Origin of the sequence: Oscillatoria sp. HE19RPO, from assembly GCF_024220515.1 — a bacterium.
Taxonomy (GTDB): domain Bacteria; phylum Cyanobacteriota; class Cyanobacteriia; order Cyanobacteriales; family Laspinemataceae; genus Laspinema.
The window spans coordinates 1-21697 of sequence record NZ_JAMXOT010000257.1; the positions used below are offsets into that span (position 1 = coordinate 1).

Sequence of the window (21697 nt, forward strand, 5' to 3'; positions counted from 1 at the left end):
AACCCCGCAGGCTGTTCGCGTAGCGTTCCGCTTAGAAAGCCTGGGGCACTTGCGGACAAAGCGGTGCCTGCGCGGGCTACAAGAGTATTCTATAGTCATTAACTCTCGGATTTGGATGATTTATTTGTTGGAATACCCTAGGGGATGCCTTAAAATGTTTTTCACCTCCGACGAGCCTAAGCATCCGTTCCGGTATCTGTGGCAATCTGAACCAGCCCGGTCAGCGATCGCACGGGTCCGTTGGAGTTGGATATTTGCAGTGGGAAAAAGCTTGGGATGTTCTCAGACTGGTTGACTTCTAGCCATTTTATAATGATCGGGCTGTTGTTTGGGTTCGCGATCGCCCATAGCGGATTAGCGGCCCTGCGCCCTCGGGGGGAACAACTCATCGGCCCCCGCTTGTACCGCGTTTTGTTCGCTCTGGTGAGTCTCCCTTTCGCTGTGGTGCTGATTATTTATTTCTTTAACCACCGCTACGATGGCCTACAACTGTGGCAAGTTCAGGGTGTGCCTGGGGTGATGCCGTTGGTTTGGACCCTCTCGGGGATTTCGTTTCTGTTTCTCTACCCGGCGACGTTTAATTTGTTAGAAGTGGCGGCGATCGCCAAGCCGCAAGTCCACTTATTTGAAACCGGAATTATCAGAATTAGTCGCCATCCCCAAATGGTAGGTCAAGTGATTTGGTGTCTGGCCCACACCCTGTGGATTGGGACCTCCTTTACCTTGGTAACCTCCATTGGCTTGGTGTTGCACCATTTATTTGCGGTTTGGCATGGCGATCGGCGCATGAAAGCCCGATATGGAGAAGCCTTTGATGCCGTTAAAGCTCGCACCTCAGTGATTCCCTTTCTGGCGATCGCCCAGGGCCGCCAAACCCTCAAATGGGATGAATTTCTACGTCCGGCATATCTCGGCGTCACCCTGTTTACCCTCGGTTTCTGGTGGGCGCACCCCTTACTAATGCGGGCCACCAGTAATGTCCCTTGGTAAGAGGTCATTTGTCATTTGTCATTTGTCATTTGTCATTTGTCATTTGTCATTTGTCATTTGTCATTTGTCATTTGTCATTGGTCATTTGTCATTGGTCATTTGTCATTTGTCATTTGTCATTTGTCATTTGTCATTGGTCATTTGTCATTGGTCATTTGTCATTTGTCATTTGTCATTTGTCATTGGGAGATGAAGATTTGATTAATTTTAGATGATTGCCTTTAAATCGAGACTGGCTTGGTTGAGTTGCTCTGTACTTTCTCGGGTATTGGCAATGCCTTGGACGGTTTCTTTGGCCCCGACATTTAGCGAATTCATGGCTTCAACCACTTGCTCGATCGCAGTGACTTGTTGTTGAGCGTTCAAGGCAATTTGTTGTGAACTCATCACCACATCGTTGATCGCATCCCGAACGCCATTCAAAGCATCAGCGGTTTCTCGGGCGATATCCACCCCGCGATCGACGGTTTTTGTCCCTTCATGGGTGACGAGGACCGTAGAATGAATCGCACCCTGGATATCCCCGACTAAAGTATTAATTTTATGAGCCGATTTTTGGCTTTGGTCCGCCAGCTTGCGGATTTCGCTGGCAACCACCGCAAAGCCTTTCCCTTGTTCCCCGGCTCGCACCGCTTCTACCGCTGCATTCAAGGCTAACATATTGGTTTGATTGGCAATTTCACTGACCAATTTTGAGATATTTCCAATCTGAGCGGTTTGTTCGCTCAGTTGTAAAATTTGCTGGGCGATTCCAGTAACTTTTTCTTTTAAAATTCTCTGCGCTTCTAGGCTGTGTCCGACAGCCTGGGTGCCAATTTCTGTCAAATGGAGTGCTTGGCGCGCACCGGCGGAGGAGGACTGAGCTTGTTCAGCAGATTCACGGGATGAGGCTTCCAGTTCGTCCATTGTAGTTGTGGTTTCATTGACTGCACTGGCGGCTAGAGCAGTGTTGCGTTCTTGTTGTTCTAAGGTGGTCGCAATTTCGGTGGAGGAGTTGGCAATGCGGCTGACTGCCTGCTCAATGGTGCGAGAAATTCCGGATGAAATTCCTATTGCCGCGATCGCCGAGAAGCCCAGACAGATAACTGCACCCAATAAGAGGGCCACTATCAAACTATTGATGGCTATTTTGGCTTCAGCAGTTGCCTGATTTAAAACCTCCTCCTCGGCATCGTTAAATTCCTCGCTCAATTCTACAAAACTTTGGATATATTTTTGTCCCTCGCCCGTTTTAAACAGGTCCACAGCTTCTGGGACTCTGTTTTGATTGACTAAAGCAATGAGTCTTTGGGAAAAATTATCATACTGTTTTTGAACTTGAATCATCTCTTCAGTTCGTTGGATCTGCTGAAAATCTTGCGCTGTATTGAGGGTGTTGATTGCTGCTTCATTAAATCGCAGGTTTGCTGTGGTATATTGAAGCATTAATTCTTCAGTATTAAAAAGCAAATATCCTCGAAGTGCTGTTACCATGTCGCGATAACTATTGTCTAACACCTGACCATTTCTTACGGTGTTTTGAGTTAATTCAACTTGTTTGAATGTTTGAGAAATTTTAAGGGTTTTAAGGTACACAAATGCAGTTAATATAAAAAACAATAGCACTGGAATTGAATACCCTAAAATCATGCGATTTCTTAATCTCAATTGGTTTAGCATCATAAGAGAGAGGGATGTGAATGAGTATGAATAAGGACGATTAGGATTCCGTGACTTCACCCAAATAATGGAACTGGATTAGAGTATGAGTTAAGTTGGGTCCCAATGAATTGAATGAATGTTCAATGAATGAATGAATGAATGAAATTACGGCACTCGCAACGGGGACTCTGATTTAATGAGAAAGACGCTCGGTTGAGAACTGGGAGCGTCTTTTTTTCCGGGTTAAATGGAGTCGATCGTTAAACCACCGACTTGAGATGCAAAGCAGCTTCTTTCAGTCGTTGGGTACCAATTTTGACTTGAGTGATCCCCGTGGCACTTTGGGAAGCGCCTTGATTCAGCTCGTTCATAGCGGTGAGAACTTGTTGGATAGCATTGGCTTGTTCTTTGCTATTGAGAGAGATTTCGGAGACATTGAGTGCCACTTGATTAATAGCATTTCGCACCCCTTCAAAGGTGGAGGCAGTTTCCCCAACAATGCGGATACCTTCGGCGACACTTTCGGAACTTTCGCCACTGGCGAGGACGGTGGAGTTGAGCGCTTGTTCAATGTCGGTGACGAGGAGATTAATTTTTTCGGCAGATCGATGACTTTGATCGGCTAATTTGCGAATCTCCGTAGCAACGACCCCAAATCCTTTGCCTTGTTCTCCGGCGCGGACTGCTTCTACGGCAGCATTGAGCGCGAGGACCCGGGTTTGAGTGGCTAAATCGCTAACGATCCCGGCGACCGCACCAATTTGATTGGCGCGTTCGCTCAGTTCGTCCACCCGCGATCGCATCAATCCCACGGTTTCATTGAGTTTGGCCATTTCCTCCAGGGTGCGATCGACCGCTTGAGTCCCGGATCCGGTGAGGGTGAGGGCTTGTTCGGCCCCAGTCGCTGATGCGATCGCTTGAGCGGCGGCTTGAGCGGCGGAACGATTTAATTGTTCCATTGCTACACTGGTTTGATGCACGGAACCCGCTTGCTGCTGGGCAATTTGTTCCTGTTCCGTGGTGGCGCTGGCAATCTGAGTGGAGGTGCTGGCCAGAGTATTGATAATATCTGTGAGGGTAGCGGCGATCGCACCTCGGATAATCGCAAAACCCAGAGGTGAACCAATCAATAAAGCCAGGGACAACAAGGGAATAAAAATAATTTGTGTGCGTTGGTACACCTCTGCCGCTTTTTCCCGTTCTTGTTGGGCAATTTCCAACTGTAAATCAATTAACTCATTGATTTTCTGCGTGAGTGGGTCGATCGCTTCATAGAGATAGCCATTAAATTCGCTGACAACCGCCCGGTTCCCAGTCTGCAAGGCCAGTTGTAAACGATCAATATCGCGATCGGCACGAACGAACAATTGCTCGACTTCCCGAATCAGTCTGACCTCTTCGGGGGTGAGTTGCGTCGTTTTATAAGCCTGCCAGTTCACTTCTATCCGGTCAAGAGCAGTTCTGACCGATTGCAACGCCTGTTCCATCGTCCACAAGCCCCGATCGGCCTTATTCACCGCATCAATCACGGAGATTCCGTAATTATCAGAAATTACCTTTAACTGCTGTAAGGGAACGACGCGATCATCATAAATGGTTTCGACTTGTCGGTCGATATTGGCAAAGGAAATGAGGGAATAAATCCCCAACCCGGCCACACACAGGGTAGGAATCGCGAATCCTATATACAGCTTTCGCCCTAACCTCATATTTTTATTCCTCATAAGGGGTGATGCGCTGAGGCACTCTGGAATCAGCCCTCAGCAACGGTTCACCTGATAGTTCTGGTTTTACCTGAGCCTGAACTCGATTGTTTTGGCTCAGTCCAGTGAATCTAGTGATACCTAAAGTCTACTCTTTCCCGCTTCGATGCTGGGGACTTTTAAAGGTTCCTGGGATGGTTAGCTCCTTCTCTAGGCGCTTAGTCCAGGTTAAAACTGCCTCCCTAGGGCTGGGGTCTGAAGAAACAACCGATAGGCTCTTTGGGTGCGGATACAGGGACACAGTTCTGTCCTTGTTCTGTCCTTGTCCGGTCCTTGGAAAAGAGAGAAAACCGAGTTTTAATAAAAAGTGCGATCGCCAGCTATTCCAGGGCGCATTAAGATACACCTCAATTCACGACTCAGAACTGGCAATCCCGACTGAGGACGAGGGGGTGAACCGGAAGAACCGAGTAGAAAGACTCCCGACTCAGACCTGGATTATAAAAGTTCAAACAACTGATGAGTGTCTCGGTTGAGTTGTTGAAGGCGGATTTTGGTTTCGCTTAATGTCTGAGCTGTTTCTCGGGCAGTTTGATAGGGCGACTCCAGAGCCTCGAACACCTGTTGAATTGTTGTAGCTTGCTGCTGACTGGCCTTGGAAAGGTCCTGAGTCTGGATGGCTAGTTCACCGATCGCACTCCAAATCGGTTCGAGATTTGGCTCCGGTTCTTCCAGTTCCATCGCTACAGAATGGGGTTCGATTTCCAGTTGGGTGACGAGGGTATTGACTTGCTCGGCTGATTTTTGGGTCTGTGTGGCTAAGGTTCGCATTTTCGTGGCGACTGCATCCAAACAGTGGCATTCCAATCCGGGTCGCTGGGACTCAACCCCGGCATGAAGCGCTAACAGATTGGTTTGAGTGGCTAAATCGGTCACCCGATGAGTGAGTCCATAGATTTTAGCCAGATGCGCTTTCCAAGAGAGCATTTTATCTTCTATCTGGGCGACTTGAATCTCGGTGGATTCAGTCTCTTGAGCGTGAAGATCAGCGGATTGAGTTAAGCTCTCCAGGACGGCGCTAGTTTGACTCAAGTCCTGACCTTGACGAATCAAGAGGGTTTCACTCATTAAGATGTTATGGGTGATTTCCTTGGCGGTGGATTGGAGGGACAGCAGGGGATGGGCGATCGCCTCGACAATTCGATAAGTCCAGGCGGTAGAAATCGTCAGGGTGAATAGCACTAACACCACACTCCCCACCCACACCCACTCATTTAATGCGGCGATCGCAATATGAGTGGCTTCGGCTTTTCCCACTTCAAGCTGGGCTTGAACCGTCATAAAATCATCCAAAGCTTGAGTGATTTCTAGAGCCAGATTACGACTTTCTACTGCTGCAAAAGCTCGAATGGCTTGGTCTCTTCTTTGAGTTTGTGTTAAAGTCATCAGATATCGATTCAAGCTATCGATCTGATTTCCTAATTCTTTAATTTTATCTAAGCGAATTTGCAAATCGTGGTGTTCAAGCTGCCCTTCGAGAGATTCAAGAGACTCTTCAAATAATTGAGATTTTTTTTCGTATTCAACTAAAAAATCAACTTCGGGATAGACTAAAAAACTGGCACTATAACGCTGCATCTGGGAAAGGCCAGACACCATCCGTTCCGAGTTGTCCAGGATTTGTTCTCCTGCGGCATCGGTGTCCAGTTTTTGTTCGAGGGTCTGGGTCTGACAGGAAATCACTGCGGCAAAGCCAAGGGACAGCAATAACGGCACTGAATATCCCAGTAAAATACGGGTTTTTAGTTTTAACGGGTTGAACATAGGTCCGTCGGTGCAACCAACAAAACATCTTGTGATTATTCATTCGTTAAACCCGAGAATCCAGAATTCAGAAGGAAGAATATTCGATTAAAATTCGCAACACAGAGGGATTTGAAGGAAACTAATCTTTTGAGCCTGGGGCCTCATGTTCCCCAATTCGTTTTGCACTCCCAGAGGATTCTCTTCCCGAGTCTCCCCCAAGGGTTCTCATGGCTAAGGGAGGGTGGGAGTCACTCCGACGCCCGGAAGAATTCTCGGAAGAATTAAGGTTCTTCATTGACTTCTAATTCTCCCTCGGTGAGAATTTTAGGCAGATCGAGCAAGCTCATCATTTTCTCTCGATAGGGTGCTGTACCCCGGAGGTATTCATCATTATTGGAGTGAATGGCGGCAGGTACTGGGGCAATTTTGGACGGGTGCAGATACATGACGTCGCAAACTTCCTGGATGGCAATCCCGGCGACGAGTTCATCGATACGAACAACCATCACCTTGTTGCCGCTAATGGCACGGGTGATGGGGAGGTTTAAGGTTTCGCGAATATCGATTAAGGTGACGATTTCACCCCGGAGGTTCATGTTACCGATGATGCGACTGGGACAGCAGGGGATGGGGGTGATCTCTCGAATGTCGGTAAATTCCCGCACGACATTCAGATCGAGACCGAAATATTCATCGTTTAACCCGATCACGGCGATCGGCATCAATCCGGTAAAATCTTCACCCTCGCTGAGTTTCATTAAATTGTCGGCCCGCTCTTGAAAGAGTGCCTTTTCTTCCGGGGTAGCATGGGGACAGAATCGGCGGTTTTTCTGAACGGAGGGGGGGGTCCCGGGGATCTCTGTCCCGTTGAGTTCAACGGGGGGGGTTTCTGAAGAATCGGAATATTGAATTAATTGTTCGGGGTTGATCAGCATCACCAATTCTCCGAGGTTTTTGGCGACCCCGGTGATGTAATGGTGGGAAGGAGTGCCGTTCTGTCGTCCATAGGCAATTTGGGGGGCGACTGCCTCCAAGGGAATGTCTTGCACTTCATGAACTTGGTTGACAATCAGCCCTACTTTGACGGTTTGCCACTCAATGACGACGATGCTATCTGTAATCTGGTAATCGAGCGATCGCTGAAAAAACCGTAAGCTTAAATCCATCACGGGTAAAATTTCTCCCCGCAGATTGACCACCCCCACAATGTCCCGAGGGGCTTCATCAATGGGAGTTAATGCCGGTAAGAAAAATATTTCTTGCACGGCATTGGTTGTCACCCCATACCGTGACCCATTTAAGCTAAATATTAAATAAGAGTGATGTTCGCTCACCGTGATGTTCTCCCGATTTATTCTTGATTCTTAAGGGTTTTTATCAAATAGTCTTTTAATTCACTTAGCGTCATTTTTTCTGCATAGTCTACTGAATAATCTTTAGGTAATGTATCCAGAATTTCTAAAGCAGTTTTTCGCATTTTATTCGCTCTTTTTAGGTCAGATTCTCGCTCATAAATTGCGGCTAGTTCCAAGTAAGCTGAGAGAGAAAGTGGCGCTAAATAAAGAATTCGCTTTAACCAATATTTGGCCCGGTCCAACTCTCCTTTTTCCTCAGCAATATGAGCCATGAGGTAGTAAGGTTGAACCGATAACGCATCAATGGAAATAGCTTGTTGACAATAGCGCTCGGCTTGGTGATAGTTTCCTAAGTTCGCATAAATTTTAGCAATTAGATAATAGGCTTGAAAATGTCGAGGCTGCAATCGAACAATATGTTGGAAGGTCTGGAGTGATTCGTCTAAGCGGTCGGCATTAAAGAGGGTTTCAGCCTTTTGCAACAGGAGACTGATATCAGCATTTTTCAGCGTAATATCTGAGGAAGAGGGACTCGACCGATAGGATGGCGGTTGGCGTTTAGGCCGGGTAAATTTATTATTGATTTGATCCCACTTTCTAGTGGGGGCAATCCCGGAGGAGGGGGGTAAGGGCAAGGATGAAGGGAGGTTATACCCTTGATAGGGAGAGACGGGGATCTTGACGGAAGCGTTATCTCGGCGTTGATAAACCACAGACTGGGCAAAAACTTTGGGAGTAAACGGTTCTAAGTTCTGCCCGTGAAGTTCTGCATGAGCCGTCATCAAGTATCCCCCGGTTCGGAGGGTTTTGGCAAATTTTTCTAAAATTTCCCCAATCACCTCGTATTCAAAATAGACAAAGACATTTCGACAGATAATTAAATCGATATGAGCGAGGTCACCTGTTGGGTCCGGAAAGCGATCGCGAGCTAAATTACCCACCCGAAACGTGACTAACCGGCGATATTTTTCTTCAACTTTCCATTGGTTTTTTCGGGGCTGGAAATATTGAGGCAGGCGCTCAGGTTCTACCATCCGAAATGACCAACGGCTGTATAGTCCTTGTTGGGCTTGAACAATCGACTCGTGATTAATATCCGTTCCTAAGATAAAAAGATTCCAGTTTTCCCAGTCGGGAATCAGTTGCGTGAGCAGAATTGCCAGAGAGTAGGGTTCTTCTCCCGTGGAACATCCGGCACTCCAAATCCGCAGGGAGGGTTTAGCATTTCCAGCGGCTCTACTAACTTCTCGTTGATAGGCAATGAGTTCCGGGAGCAGGACATTTTCAAGGAGCCAAAATTGACCGCTATCTCGAAAAAAATAACTTTCACCTGTGGTTAACAGGGTGATGAGTTCTCGCCATTCTCCTTGAGCGGCAATTCCTGAAAAGGAATGATTGGGGTCGATGCCTCCCTCTAGTAACTTATAATAATCTTCGGGGGAGGATAATTTAAGGGAGCGTATCCGAGACCCAAGTTTACGACATAAAGCCTCTCGGTCTTGAGTCCTGATTCGCAAACCCGTATAGTTAGAAATCAGTTGGACAAAAAGTTGTATTAAAACTTCACTCATTTATTTATAGAAACTTTGAGAGGCAAGTTAGGGCGGTAGAACTCAGTCTGAAGAAAGGCGAATACCAGGAAGGGGAAGAAAGCGGGCCATCTAGGGGGTAGCATTCCTCAAAATCAGGGGGTAGGGTGCGATCGCCTTCGATTGAAAGGAACCCATTCCCATTTTGCTCGGGATTGGCTTGGATGAGCAGGGACAAGATGAGATTAAAACGATCGCGGATCAGTTCAGTACAGACCCTCTTCTATTGTTATAGCCGTTTTCTGGGGATTCGTGCCAGACCCAGATTGAGTCTGGAGGCGATCGCCGGTTCCGAGACGGGAGCCTAGGTCCATTAATCTCATCGCGCAGTAGAGCACAAGACACCCTGAAATTGAGGGAGAGAGTGGCCGGGGGGAGACCGAGGCCCCTGGGGGCGATCGCCCGGGTAATCCGTTATGCCAGGGCCGGAAAACCCATGTCAGGGAGGGGGTTTGGGCGATCGGAGCATTTCAGGTATTTTTCAACCATTTGCAGCACCTTCTCCGCCTCGGGGGGCTTACTGAGAAAATCTGAAGCCCCATTTAATTTAGCCCTGGTGCGGTCAATAATGCCATCTTGACTGGTGAGGATGACAATTGGGGTCTCGCGAAAGAGGTTGCTTTGACGTAAAAAATTGCAGAGATTGTAGCCATTAGTCTGAGGCATGACCAGATCTAAAAAGATAAAATCCGGCTTTTTCTCCGAGAGGATAGCCACCCCTTGCATGGGGTCCTGAATGGCGATCGTATCGTAACCGGCAGGTTGGAGGATCCGAGCGAGGACCTCTGAAACCAGGGGACTATCATCAATACAAGCAATCAAGGGTTTTTTGGGGGCTACCGCCGCCCGAACGATGCGCCACTGTTCCAGAGGGGAAGGCCAATCGGCCACGGTTTGGAGAGAGATTTTACCCTGTTCTACGAAATGATGTAAAGTTCGGGTCACACCCACGATAGATTGCTTGCGCTCGATCGCCAGGTCCCAAATCGTATTTTCCCCGTTGAAGAGGGTATTGAGGGTCAAAAATGACTGGGAACTGACTTGTTGTTTGAGCTGAGTGGGATGGCTTAATACCGGGGAAAAGTCAGGGCTAATGTAGTGTAACCCGAGTTGTTCCCACTGTTCCCAGAGCTGTTCGGCCTTCTGAAACACCTGGGCCACATCCAGGGCGGAGAGGGCGATGTTGCTGGGAATCTGTAAAGACTCCAGGGGTAGGGGATGCCAACGGGTGCTAATTTTAGCATAGCTGGCCAGGTTGAATAAGGCTTCTAAACTACTCGTGCGAATCAGGGCTTTGGCATGAGTGGGACTGAGCAGATGTTGGTCCATTCCCGATTGCAGAAGTTGAAATTCCCAGGGTTCTCCCTGGGCCACATCTTTGGGATCGACCACGAACTTGGGGCAGTGTTGTCGCAACGCCCTGGACCACCGCCGGACCCGGTGAACACTTTCCGTAATGTAGAGTAACCGGCCCCTGATCAGGTAAAATCGCCACTGGCGTTCCTCGGGGGAGGGAGAGGGGGGTGGAGCCGGACCTGGACGAACTGTGGGCGAAGCACTATCAGCCTTTGGGGTCAAGCGGTCTTTCCCCGAGGACTGATTGGGTCGCCCCGGGGGGCGACTGTTAAGGGGCTTAGGCCCTGGAGCCGGGGGTTCGGAAGAACCCGTGCATTCTTGAGCGACAACGAGCCATGTCCCCGTCACTTTTTGCTGCATTAGCGCGGCTAACTCACCAGCAATTTTTGCACAGCCTAAAGACTCCAATATCATAAGTAGCCGCTCTTGAGTCGATTTTCCATCACTAAGTTAGCCCGTTTTAAAGAGTTTGGACATCCGTATATTTCCCGATCCCGTTCTTGGTCTAAAAGGGTACTCCCCCCAAATCCTGCCGGTGGGTTGTTCACAGGGTAAGATTTGCAGGGTTCGAGGGTCGGTAACCTCACGAACTGGGGGGAGATTTATTGTCCGAGTTTCTTGGCAATTTCCGGGCTGTATAGCCGCAAATAATTCCAGTAATTCTCAAAAACGTACTGGACGTAACCTTTGGTTTCAGGGAAAGGAATCTGGTTGGCGAACTCATCGGGATCATCGAATCCAAATCGTTCGATCCAGGAGGCTACATTTGAGGAGCCAGCATTGTAACTGGCCACTGCTAACATCGAGTTATCTTTATACTGCCCGTGAGTAAAAGCTAGATACCAAGTCCCGATGTTAATATTATCCTCGGGGTTTTCTAGATTGTGATTTTTGAGTCCCATGCTTTGGGCTACCCAGGACCCGGTTTCTGGCATGACCTGCATCAACCCGACTGCACCCACGGAGGAGCGAATTTTTGGCATAAATCGGGACTCTTGGCGCATTAATGCCGTTACCAACAAGGGATTCATTTGTTGTTGTTGGGAAGCCTTCTGGATCAGGTCAGCATAAGGGAAGGGATAAAGTGCTTCCCAATAATGAGGTTTGACCTTGATTTGTTTGTACTGCTCTTGGTCCTCGGGTTTGTCTCGCCACCGCAGACTGGACAACATAAAGATTCCATCGAGATTATCTCCAACCCCAAGGCGAATCAATCCATCGGTAAACTGCTCAGGCACTGAGGGTTCTCGGCGGTTGGTAAATTCGGCCTGCCAGAGGGTCCAGGCATCTTGGTCTTGGCCGAGGAGGTACAGTTCTTTGAGGAGGTTGGATCCGGCTGGGATTTCAACCCGTTCGGTTTGAGCGACGATCGCCGGATTCAGGGAACGGACAGTAGTGAAGTCACCCACATCCCATCCTAACAGCACGGCAGATCGCCATGCATAGTAGGATTCGGTATAGTTAAACAAAACCGTTTCGTAGGTTTGACGAGCTTCCTTGGTTAACCCTAGGCGCTGCGCCCACTTTCCGGCCCAGAACCCCGCTTCCGGAGCCAGTTCGCTCTCGGGGTTTTCCTGAAGGAGTTCCAAAGCCCACTTGCGCGCTTCATCAAACTTGCCGATCGCTACACTTTGTTGGGCTAAACTCCAGCGCAGTTCAGCGGCTCCTTCGGAATTGCTATACTCACTGAGCACCTTGTCCCGAGCTTCTTTGGCTGCACTGAGGCTTCCGAGTTCATCCAAGACTTTCGCTCTGGCGAAGAAGGCTTCTCCTGCTTTGTTGGGAAAGCGGTTAATCAGTTCGTCGATATAAATGATGGCTTCTTTGGGTTCGAGCAAGGTGATCAGTCGCTCTAACCCCATGCTGGCTTCTTCGCTGTCGGGAAAGTCTACAAAGAGTCGTTTGTAGGCTAAGATGGCCCCGTTGTTATCCCCGGAGAGCTGACGTCCTCTAGCGAGACGATAAGCGCTCTGAGGGTTCCAGGTGGCGAAAGCGTAGGATTCTCCCCCTTTGCCATAGTCTTGTTTTTCCCAATAGCCAAAGGCGATCGCATCCCAATCTTCTGCGCTGAGGCGATCTCGATGTTGATTGGTCAGTTTTTGTAGATGGGATTTGTAATTGTCCAGGTAAAAGCCGTGATTGGCGATCGGCAATAATAACTCCAGGCGATTCGGATTTTCTTTTAAGCGGGTTTGAGCAATTTCCATACTCTTGGGGTGAGCGGGGAATTTCTCCAGGGCCTGGTCCCAATATTGAGGGTTGCTTTTTCCCAAGGCGTAGAGTGCTTCAACCACTACCGGGGAATCGGGATGCTTCTGAAGCAATTCTGTCCAAGTTTCCTGCGCTTGGGCTGAATTGCTCGTCAGTTCATACGCCTGAGCGCGTTTAAACAAAATGTAGGGGGCGAGCAGTTCATAGTCGTTTTCTAGCTCTTGGAGCCATTCCAGGGCCTGGGAAGCCTGCCCTTGGTCGAGTAAATCATTAGCTAACACATAACGAGCTTGGGCGCGATCGAGACCCTTGCCATTGGTTGCCAACTGTTCTAACTGACTCGCTCTTTGCTCCGCAGGTATCAGTGCTAAAGGTTTCACCGCAGACTGGTGACTCAGCTTTCCCCCGAAGCTGAGTATTTCTGGAGTCTTCTGACTCCATTCGATCCATTTATTCATGGGTACAGCAGCACCGATTAACAAAATCCAGAGTCCAATGCCAACGGCGATCGTTACCTTGTTGTTGGATCTTTGCTTTTTTCTAAACATCAAGTTTCCCCGTCCCTGAGCTGCAACAGCCTTATTTTAATTTTTTCCTTGAGAATTTGGCAGATCGAATCACCTGGGTTGAGACAATCATGAGCCGATTTGGGGTGCTTCAACCCGGGGTGGGTGTTGATGAATCTTAACTCATCTCAATTCATGCTTCTCCCCCCTCAAGGGCAATCTCAGGCTCCAGGGCGATCGCAATCTGCTCTTATTTGCGCCGACATAAAACCCAGCGTAACTCCACTGGCGGGGTCGCCGCAAATGGAAAAATATTCCGCCCGGTTGCCCAACTGACAAACCACCAGGTTGGGGGCCATGCTTCCGAGGGCAGATGAGCTTGCTCATACTCATACACCGACTCTTCCGAGAGAATTTCTAGAGGCAGTCCTGCCATTGCCAACTTCAGTTCATCCCGGGTGAGCAGGTAGGACCAGACAACTTCGGACATTTGACGCACGGTTTCGTCCGGTTCATATCCCTCAATGGGCAAGAATACATTAAACAGCAACAATCCACCGCTTTCTAGTCCCGCAGATAATTTGGCCAGCAGGATGCGAACTTGATTGAGATTGCGGAAGTGGGAAATCACTTCTGAAACCACAGCTAACTTATAGTAACTCGGCGGTAAATTCAGATTGGGGTCGAGAATATTCCCCTGAAAAATTCGCACCGGCAAGGCTTCACTCTCGGCAGTGGCTAAAAGTTTTTGGGCGAATACTGAGGTGAGTTCCACCGCATCCACCGGATGTCCTTGTCTGGCTAAGGGGAAGGTATTGCGCCCGGTCCCAGCACCCACATCGAGAATCGGGGCCTGTTCCTTGTCCGGGAAGGTTGCAGCCACATCAATGATTTTGGCATCGGCATGAGGTCCAAATAAGGGACCGCTGCGATTTTTCACCCACCCATCATATTTTTCTTCTAGGGATGAGGTATGAATATTCGCCGTGATTTTTAACCCGCTAGTCAACCCTTCTGTGGGACTGGGTGGGCTAAATTTGACGCTCAGACGAGCATGGGGAGAGGCCCGAAAACCCTCCGCTAGATGGGTGGATAAGGAACTCTTCAAGGACTGAATTTGTTCGTCGCTGAGGTTCTGCCCAAGCCCTTTCATCACTCCGATGACCAGCTTCAGATGTTCATCGATCATGGCGGGGATGCAAGGCATCACGATTTCACCCATTGCCCCGGTCAAGTTTTTTAATTTGTGTCGTAGGGCCTGCGCTAACAGTTCCGGATCCCGCACGGGTTCGGTTTGAGATACGCAGAGCGCGGGGGGATTTGTTCGTGTTGATAACGGTTCGGCTCTCTGTTTAGAGGCTTCGGAAACCACAGATTATGCTCCTAGTTTATGTCCAAAAATAGAAGTTCAATTCCAGGTTACTATGTTGGGCAAGACTTACGCAAAGAAACCTTGGTTCTGCGGAAAAATTAGGGCGGTTCTGATCAACCCGTCTCATCTGAGGATGATTCTTGCCTTTGAAGGCGATCGCCTTCAGGACTTAGGGGGTTTTTTTCCTGACCGGGTACAACCCCTGTAACCCCTCTATGAAAACATCAATCTCGATCCATACTGGTATTGTTGCGAAGTATTACATTAGTCAGGACTCGGAATGGAATTTCAAGGAATAGAAACGCCACGGTTGGACTGGTCTGGAGACGCCTTAGCCATTGGGGTGTTTGAAGAGGCGACGGAAATCACCGGGGAATTAGGTCAGCTCAATGACAAACTAGGCGGGACGATCGCCGAACTGATCGCTGAGGTGGAGTTTAAAGGCAAAGACAACAGTAGCGCCGTAACTCGGGTTGGCGGCGGCAGTGCCATCCGCAAGATTATTCTGGTGGGGTTAGGCAAGTCCGAATCCCTGAGTGTGGATAGTTTGAGACGTGCTGCCGGAACTGCTGCCAAGGTGGCGAGTAAAGAAAAGTGCAAAACCCTCGGCATTGATCTGCCAGTGTGGAATAATGACCCGGATATCACGGCCCAGGCGACTGCGGAAGGGATAGAATTAGCCCTGTTTAAGGATTTGCGCTTTAAGTCGGACCCGGAAGAAAAGGGTTCGCCCCTAGAACGAGTGGAACTGCTCGGTTTAGCCGATCGCCAAGCGGCAATTACCCGAGGTTTACAAATTTCGAGTGGGGTGAATTTAGCCCGGGAGTTGGTGGCGGCCCCCTCCAATATTGTCACGCCGATGTCAATGGCTGAAACGGCGGAGGAACTGGCGGCTGAATATGGTCTGGATCTGGAAATCCTGGAACAGGAAGATTGTGCCAACCTGGGAATGGGTGCGTTTCTCGGGGTGGCGCAAGCGTCGGAAATGCCTCCGAAATTTATCCATTTGACCTACAAACCTCAAGGGACACCCCGTCGGAAATTGGCGATCGTCGGTAAGGGTTTGACGTTTGACTCGGGGGGGCTAAATATTAAGCCTACCGGCAGTGGCATCGAAACGATGAAGATGGATATGGGGGGGTCTGCTGCAACGTTTGGTGCGGCGAAGGCGATCGGGCAATTAAAACCCGATGTCGAGGTGCACTTCATCGCAGCGGTGACGGAGAATATGATTAGTGGTCGGGCGATGCACCCGGGAGATATCCTCACCGCTTCTAATGGTAAAACCATTGAGGTCAATAATACCGATGCGGAAGGTCGCTTAACCCTGGCAGATGCCTTGGTGTTTACGGAGAAACTGGGGGTGGATGCGATCGTTGATTTAGCCACCCTCACCGGCGCTTGTGTGGTTGCTCTCGGTAATGATATTGCCGGGTTGTGGAGTACCGATGAAGGGTTAGCCAGTCAGTTGCTCACCGCTTCTAAAACTGCTGGAGAAAAGTTCTGGCAGTTACCGATGGAAGAGTCCTATTTTGAGGGATTGAAGTCCCTGCACGCGGATATGAAAAATACCGGGCCGCGTCCCGGTGGCTCCATTACTGCGGCACTGTTCCTCAAGCAATTTGTGGAGAAAACCCCCTGGGCGCATTTAGATATTGCAGGGCCAGTTTGGACGGAGAAAGATAAGGGATATAACAGTTCTGGGGCAACGGGTTTCGGGGTCCGCACCTTGGTCAATTGGGTCCTGAATCCGGCTTAATCGGTTCCGGGTGAGTCGGGTGATAAACTCCCGATTCAGGATGAGGTCCTAACCCTTTGTCATACAGGTTGACTCAGAAACTGGGTTGATGAGATCAAGATCGGGTTCACAATTCGAGCCATTTTCAAAAAAACCAGTTTCTGGGCGTCAGTCTGATTAGAAGTCTCATACGGAATCCGGTTGTCAAAGGTCTATAAAAACCCGCACCCTCAAGGGTGGAGCTACCAGGACAAAGCCCGCCTGCGCGGGCTACTCCATAAAAACGACTTTTCATACCCGGATTTGGTATCAAACCCGGGTGGAAATGCGAAATGATGCGTTTCCGCCCGGGTTTTGTGAATAAATCGGTCAGTCATCCTCCTGGGGATTGTCTGGCGATCGCCCCGGTTAGTACCCGGTTAGTAAACGTATAAAAATTTCTCACCTGCCATTACCCCCCTCACTCCGTTGTCCCTACTTTTTGGGAGTTTGATCCCCGACCCGTCGGATCCATTGAGGGTCAGTCGCAACGAGCCGGCGATCAATTCCTCGGTTGGGTGAAAATTCATTTATTCCCAAGGAAATCATCAGGAATCAGTCTAAAGTTATAGAATGGCTTTATCAAAATGAACGGTTCTATCGCTAGAGATAGATTACCCTTTCCTGAAAATTGCTGAAGAAATAGCCAGGAGCGCGACCCATCAGAATACTTGCAATAATCAAGGATAAATTTGAAGACTTATTAGGGTAAATATTTCTTCTATCTACAGGTAGTTATTTTAACGCAAGTCAGTAAAAATTTGATAAAGAGAATATAAAGTTTTAAAGAATTTTATCAAAAGGGGGTTGGGTTTTTGATAAAAGATTATGTACAGTTGCTTTAGTTAGTGCCTTATCTTTGAGACAAGCGGAATAAACCACTTTTGAATCCAAGAGTATTGACGGCAACTTTAATTAATTTGTTGCTCGACGAAGCGCACCCTTCACAGAATTTAACAAGGTGACATCCCGCTTTACAAAAAAAGTGGATATCATCCTCTATCCAAAACAGCCTTTACTCATTGGCTGACTTCTGTAGAGGGTTATTGGCACACATAGCATTCAACTACTCATGACATCTATAACCAAGAGGTTCTATGAATTCAGGCAAACTCTTACAGTTTTTCGCCCTAACTGGGTTGACCATCAGTTCATTCTTCATCCCTACAGCGAGTCCAGCTTATGCGGATTTAACGACATCCAGCCTACCCGATGGCGGAGAAAATCCCTTAGAAAACCGCTTCGATCGCCTCACCCGGGGGATCAATTTAAGTCACTGGTTTGCCCAAAGTGAGACTTACAATCCGTTTCACATGGAACATTTTATCAGCGATGAAGACCTTGATTTGCTGGCGGGTTTGGGATTTCAGCACGTTCGCCTCCCGGTGGATCCGGCTCTGCTGCTTGACCAGAGCGATCCCGAATCGCTCAATGGAGAATATTTGGGCTACTTAGACTCAGCCCTCGATCGCATCCTGGAACGAGATTTAGGCGTCATTGTGGATTTGCAAGCCAACAATGAATTTAAAGCATCTTTGGCCAGGGATGATGAGTTTGTTGATACATTCACCCAGTTTTCGGGGGCATTAGCACAACATCTCAGTCCCCGGGATCCAGACTTGGTATTTTTAGAAGTGCTCAACGAACCCTCTTTTAACTTCTTTGCACCAGTCGAGGTCGATCCCGTCAAACGATGGGATTGGGTTCAGGGGGAGATTTTAGGTGCATTTCGTGCCGGTGCGCCGGAGCATACGGCGATCGCCACGGGATACGACTGGAGTGGCATCGACGGATTGCGCCAACTCACACCCGTTGCGGATCCCAATGTGGTCTATAATTTCCACTTTTATGAACCGATGACCTTTACCCATCAAGGCGTCGATTGGCTAGATCCTCACTTTGAGCTGATTTGGGATCTCCCCTATCCTTATAATCCAGTCGAATGTGATGCGGTGATCCTGCGAATGAGCGACGAAGACTTACGGCACATCGCCCAGTCCTATTGCGATCAACAGTGGAATGCTGATAAAATCAAAGACCGGATTGGACTCGCTGCGGCATGGGCGACAGAACATAATGTTCGTCTGACGGCGAATGAGTTTGGCGTTTATCGAAATTTTGTCAAGGAGGAAGACCGGGTTTCGTGGATTTATGATGTGCGAACGGCTTTGGAGGAATACGATATCGGTTGGGCCATGTGGGATTATACCGGGGGATTTGGCCTGTTTGACAAGGTGGATGAAGAACGCATCCTCAATCAAAGCATGGTAGAGGCCCTAGGACTCTCGATGGTAGATAGAGTTGTAGAAACAACAGACCCAGAGGAAACTGAAGAGGTGGCGATTTTGGACCCGATTGTAATTTCTCCGGTGGAGAGTGAGGAGACTGAAGAGACTGAAGAGATTGAGGAAACTGAAGAGGTGGCGATTTTGGACCCGATTGTAATTTCTCCGGTGGAGAGTGAGGAGACTGAAGAGATAGATCATCTATTCAAGCCGATCGCCATGCCTCCAGTGGAGACGGAGAAGATGGAGCCAGATGCCATTCGTACTCCGGAAGTAATTCCTCCAGTGGTGACGGATGAACCCAAGCGTCCCCGTAAAATTCCCGAACCTTCTGCGATCGCCGGATTAGTCCTGTTTGGTGTGGCGGGTTTGGGAGTGAAACGCCGCTATTGTCACGGATGATCCGCGATGACAGGAGATGACAGTTTCCGGACCCTTTCACGCAGAAAAGGGTGGGCTTTTGCCCACCCCTCAAGGAGTTAGAAGAAGTGCCAGGAGAGAAGAATGAAGACTGGGGTGGAGTGAATTGCTCCACCCTAAGCGCTCAACTGCTTACGCAGAGAGGATATAATCCGAGTCGATCGCCGCGATTTTATCGGCATTGACTAAGGCTTGATAAATCATCACCGCGACTTCGGCGCGAGTGGCATCGCGAGTGGGTTCGAGTTTGTCAGCGCTGGGATAGCTCACAATTAATCCCTTAGTGAGGGCTGTTGCCACTTCTTCCTTAGCATATTCGGGAATGCTGGTGCGATCGCTAAATTTAGTTAAGCTCTCAGCAGTCCCACCGGATAATTCCAGTCCATTCACCAGGGAAACAATCACCTGGGCGCGCTGAACATTGTCAGTCGGCTTGAAGGTATTATCAGGGAAGCCGGAGATAAATCCGCTCTTATAGGCGGTTTGGACCGCGACGTAGCCCCAGAAATCTTCGGGAACATCTTTAAAAGTGGCCGCATCCCGTTTAACTTCAGGATTTAAGGCTTTGGTGAGTAAGGCGGCATATTGCGCCCGGGTCATTTTGTCATCGGGCTTGAAAGTGCCATCGGGATAACCCCCGATTGCTCCGGCGTTGTATAAGCCGAGAATGAATTGTTCGGCCCAGTGACCGGCAATATCGCTCAAAGGCTGGGATTTGACATCGGATGCCACGATGTGAGATGAAGTAATTGCGGTGGCGAGTCCTTTGACCACTAAGCCTTGGTAAATAATCGCCGCGACTTCAGCGCGGGTGATTTCCCGCATCGGATTGAGGTCCTTGAGATTGGGATAGTTCACCACCATCCCTTTTTCCGTGGCGACTGCCACGGCATCGGTAGCATAGCTGGGGATTTGAGCGCGATCGGTGTAATATCCCAGGGTCGCGGCATCTCCGTCACTGAGTTTCAACCCACTGGCTAAAGAAACCAGGGCCTGGACCCGAGTCAAATTGTCATTGGGACGGAACGTCACATCCGGGAATCCGGCGATAAAGCCCATGCGGTTGGCTTTGACGATCGCCTCTTTACCCCAGAAATCACTGGCGACATCGGTGAAGTCCGTGGTGGTATCACTCAAGGTTTCATTAAACGCTTTCGCCACGATCGCCGCATATTGAGCGCGAGTCAGCTTCTCTTCCGGCTTAAATGTGCCATCGGGGAACCCAGCAATCAAGCCTTTCTCGACCATTGCGGTGATAAAAGGTTCTGCCCAGTGACCGTCAATATCTGTTAAGTTGGTCGGGGTCTCAGAGTCAGAATCAGAGTCAGAGTCAGAATCAGAGTCATCATCATCATCAAGAACCGGGACATCGCTGGCGACAAACTCGATATCACCTTTGACAGTGGTCGCACTCAGGGTATTGCCGATACTGAGGATTTTCTCGGTACTGGTACTTTGGACATCATACTGCTTGTTATCTTTAATCGTGTTACCAGCAGGATCTTCGCTCGTCCCTAGGTCCACCTTGGCATTATTGGTAACGGTGATGCCATCTTCCTCGTTCTTTTCGATGGTATTGTTGCGAAGAACGGGACTGGCGTCACCATTAATGACTACCCCGGTGCGATTTTCCAGAATGTGGTTATCTTTGAGCAAAGGCGCTGACTGATAGCCGATGGTTAAGCCATAGCCCGTTTTTTGAAACAGGTTGCCTCGCACTTCCCCTTTAGCATTGTCAACGAATGACATCCCGTTGCCTATATTCTCGGAGAAGACGTTGGTCACGATAGTGGGTTTGGCGGTACCGCTAGCGAAGATGCCTTCGCGACTGGATTTAGATAAGGTGCTATTGGCGATGGTAGCAGAGACGCCGTGGACCCAAACCCCGACCCCAGAAGTACCTGGGTTGGTGACGGTAACGCCGCGCAGTTCGGCCCCTTCTTCCAGATACATCGTGATATTCTGGCTGGGCCAATTGCCCATCGTCTTTGTACCACCCCCTTGGATGATGATGGCTTTTCCTTTCGTGGCTTCATCACCCACCAGGGTCACGCCAGCTTTGACAACGAGGGGGAATTTTTCCCCTGATGTTCCGGTATAGGAGCCGTTGGCTAACTTGATTGTGGTGCCGGAGGTGGATTTAACCAAGGCTGCGGTGAGGGTTTTCAAAGGAGCCACTTGGCTACCGGCAGCAGAATCGTTTCCGTTGGTAGGATCGACGTAAAATGTAGCCATAATTGATGAGAATTCCTGAGTATTTGCTGGTAAAAACCGGGTCACACCAAGGGGAATGGGGGCGGATTGCTGGGCATTAGATAGGGTCTCGATAGCGCACCCAGCGGATTGGTAATTGCACCGATCGCCGGAAAGGGTGGTAGGTGATGAAGCCCAAGCCCGTTACATCGTCCTTGGTCGTCCGATTATGTTTACACTGTACGCAGCGCATTCTGGCGGATAGGGAGGAGGACGGTCACAAGCGCAATTGGCACAACGGTTGTTTTCGCCTCGTGCAAGAGTTAATCGGCTTTTTGGATGAGGGGGTATGACACTCCCCTGATTGTCCCGAGAACAAGCTATTCTATAGGGTGACTTTCTGCAATTTGGCCCCTTAGTCGGTCACGAATTCACCCCACTGCAATGGGTTTAAACCCTAGCCTTGTCAAGGTAGTTTCTTGTAGGGGCGCAA

At 49.1% G+C, this 21697-nt stretch carries 13 protein-coding genes; 4 read left to right on the forward strand and 9 right to left on the reverse strand.

Translation table 11 applies throughout. From position 1 onward, the window contains the following. Positions 1 to 276 precede the first annotated feature (276 nt). On the forward strand, positions 277 to 990 hold the full coding sequence (locus NG833_RS21745; RefSeq protein WP_254567369.1) for an NnrU family protein: 714 nt from the start codon (positions 277 to 279) through the stop codon (positions 988 to 990). A gap of 207 nt (positions 991 to 1197) precedes the next feature. Here NG833_RS21745 and NG833_RS21750 read toward each other — a convergent pair whose 3' ends face one another. From NG833_RS21750 to NG833_RS21770, 5 genes are all read right to left on the reverse strand, one after another. Continuing rightward, positions 1198 to 2565: a methyl-accepting chemotaxis protein gene (locus NG833_RS21750; protein WP_254567370.1), complete on the reverse strand. Its 1368-nt coding sequence runs from the start codon at positions 2563 to 2565 to the stop codon at positions 1198 to 1200. A gap of 326 nt (positions 2566 to 2891) precedes the next feature. Next, complete coding sequence (locus NG833_RS21755) at positions 2892 to 4340, reverse strand: methyl-accepting chemotaxis protein (RefSeq protein WP_254567371.1); 1449 nt, start codon at positions 4338 to 4340, stop codon at positions 2892 to 2894. A gap of 492 nt (positions 4341 to 4832) precedes the next feature. After that, the gene (locus NG833_RS21760; protein ID WP_254567372.1) at positions 4833 to 6158 is read right to left on the reverse strand and encodes a methyl-accepting chemotaxis protein; all 1326 of its coding nucleotides are present in this window, start codon (positions 6156 to 6158) and stop codon (positions 4833 to 4835) included. Between the two features lie 263 nt (positions 6159 to 6421). After that, entirely contained in the window at positions 6422 to 7474 is a 1053-nt protein-coding gene (locus tag NG833_RS30855) for a chemotaxis protein CheW (RefSeq protein WP_254567373.1), read from the reverse strand. 17 nt (positions 7475 to 7491) lie between these two features. Then, positions 7492 to 9066 (reverse strand): CheR family methyltransferase, encoded by a 1575-nt coding sequence (locus tag NG833_RS21770; RefSeq protein WP_254567374.1) that lies wholly within the window; start codon positions 9064 to 9066, stop codon positions 7492 to 7494. A gap of 197 nt (positions 9067 to 9263) precedes the next feature. On the opposite strand from NG833_RS21770, the gene NG833_RS30575 reads away from it, so the two are divergent. Beyond that, entirely contained in the window at positions 9264 to 9392 is a 129-nt protein-coding gene (locus NG833_RS30575; RefSeq protein ID WP_256556108.1) for a hypothetical protein, read from the forward strand. A gap of 106 nt (positions 9393 to 9498) precedes the next feature. Here NG833_RS30575 and NG833_RS21775 read toward each other — a convergent pair whose 3' ends face one another. From NG833_RS21775 to NG833_RS21785, 3 genes are all read right to left on the reverse strand, one after another. After that, positions 9499 to 10854: a response regulator gene (locus NG833_RS21775; RefSeq protein ID WP_254567375.1), complete on the reverse strand. Its 1356-nt coding sequence runs from the start codon at positions 10852 to 10854 to the stop codon at positions 9499 to 9501. A gap of 188 nt (positions 10855 to 11042) precedes the next feature. After that, positions 11043 to 13199 (reverse strand): transglycosylase SLT domain-containing protein, encoded by a 2157-nt coding sequence (locus NG833_RS21780; protein WP_254567376.1) that lies wholly within the window; start codon positions 13197 to 13199, stop codon positions 11043 to 11045. A 208-nt stretch (positions 13200 to 13407) separates the two neighbouring features. Continuing rightward, complete coding sequence (locus NG833_RS21785) at positions 13408 to 14529, reverse strand: class I SAM-dependent methyltransferase (RefSeq protein WP_254567377.1); 1122 nt, start codon at positions 14527 to 14529, stop codon at positions 13408 to 13410. A gap of 280 nt (positions 14530 to 14809) precedes the next feature. Between NG833_RS21785 and NG833_RS21790 the strand changes: the two genes are divergently transcribed. After that, positions 14810 to 16288: a leucyl aminopeptidase gene (locus NG833_RS21790; RefSeq protein ID WP_254567378.1), complete on the forward strand. Its 1479-nt coding sequence runs from the start codon at positions 14810 to 14812 to the stop codon at positions 16286 to 16288. A gap of 1115 nt (positions 16289 to 17403) precedes the next feature. Further along, positions 17404 to 18993 (forward strand): glycoside hydrolase family 5 protein, encoded by a 1590-nt coding sequence (locus tag NG833_RS21795; RefSeq protein ID WP_254567379.1) that lies wholly within the window; start codon positions 17404 to 17406, stop codon positions 18991 to 18993. Between the two features lie 150 nt (positions 18994 to 19143). On the opposite strand, the gene NG833_RS21800 is transcribed toward NG833_RS21795, so the two are convergent. Beyond that, positions 19144 to 21246, reverse strand: coding sequence for an S-layer homology domain-containing protein (locus NG833_RS21800; protein ID WP_254567380.1), 2103 nt, complete (start codon positions 21244 to 21246; stop codon positions 19144 to 19146). Positions 21247 to 21697: the final 451 nt, after the last annotated feature.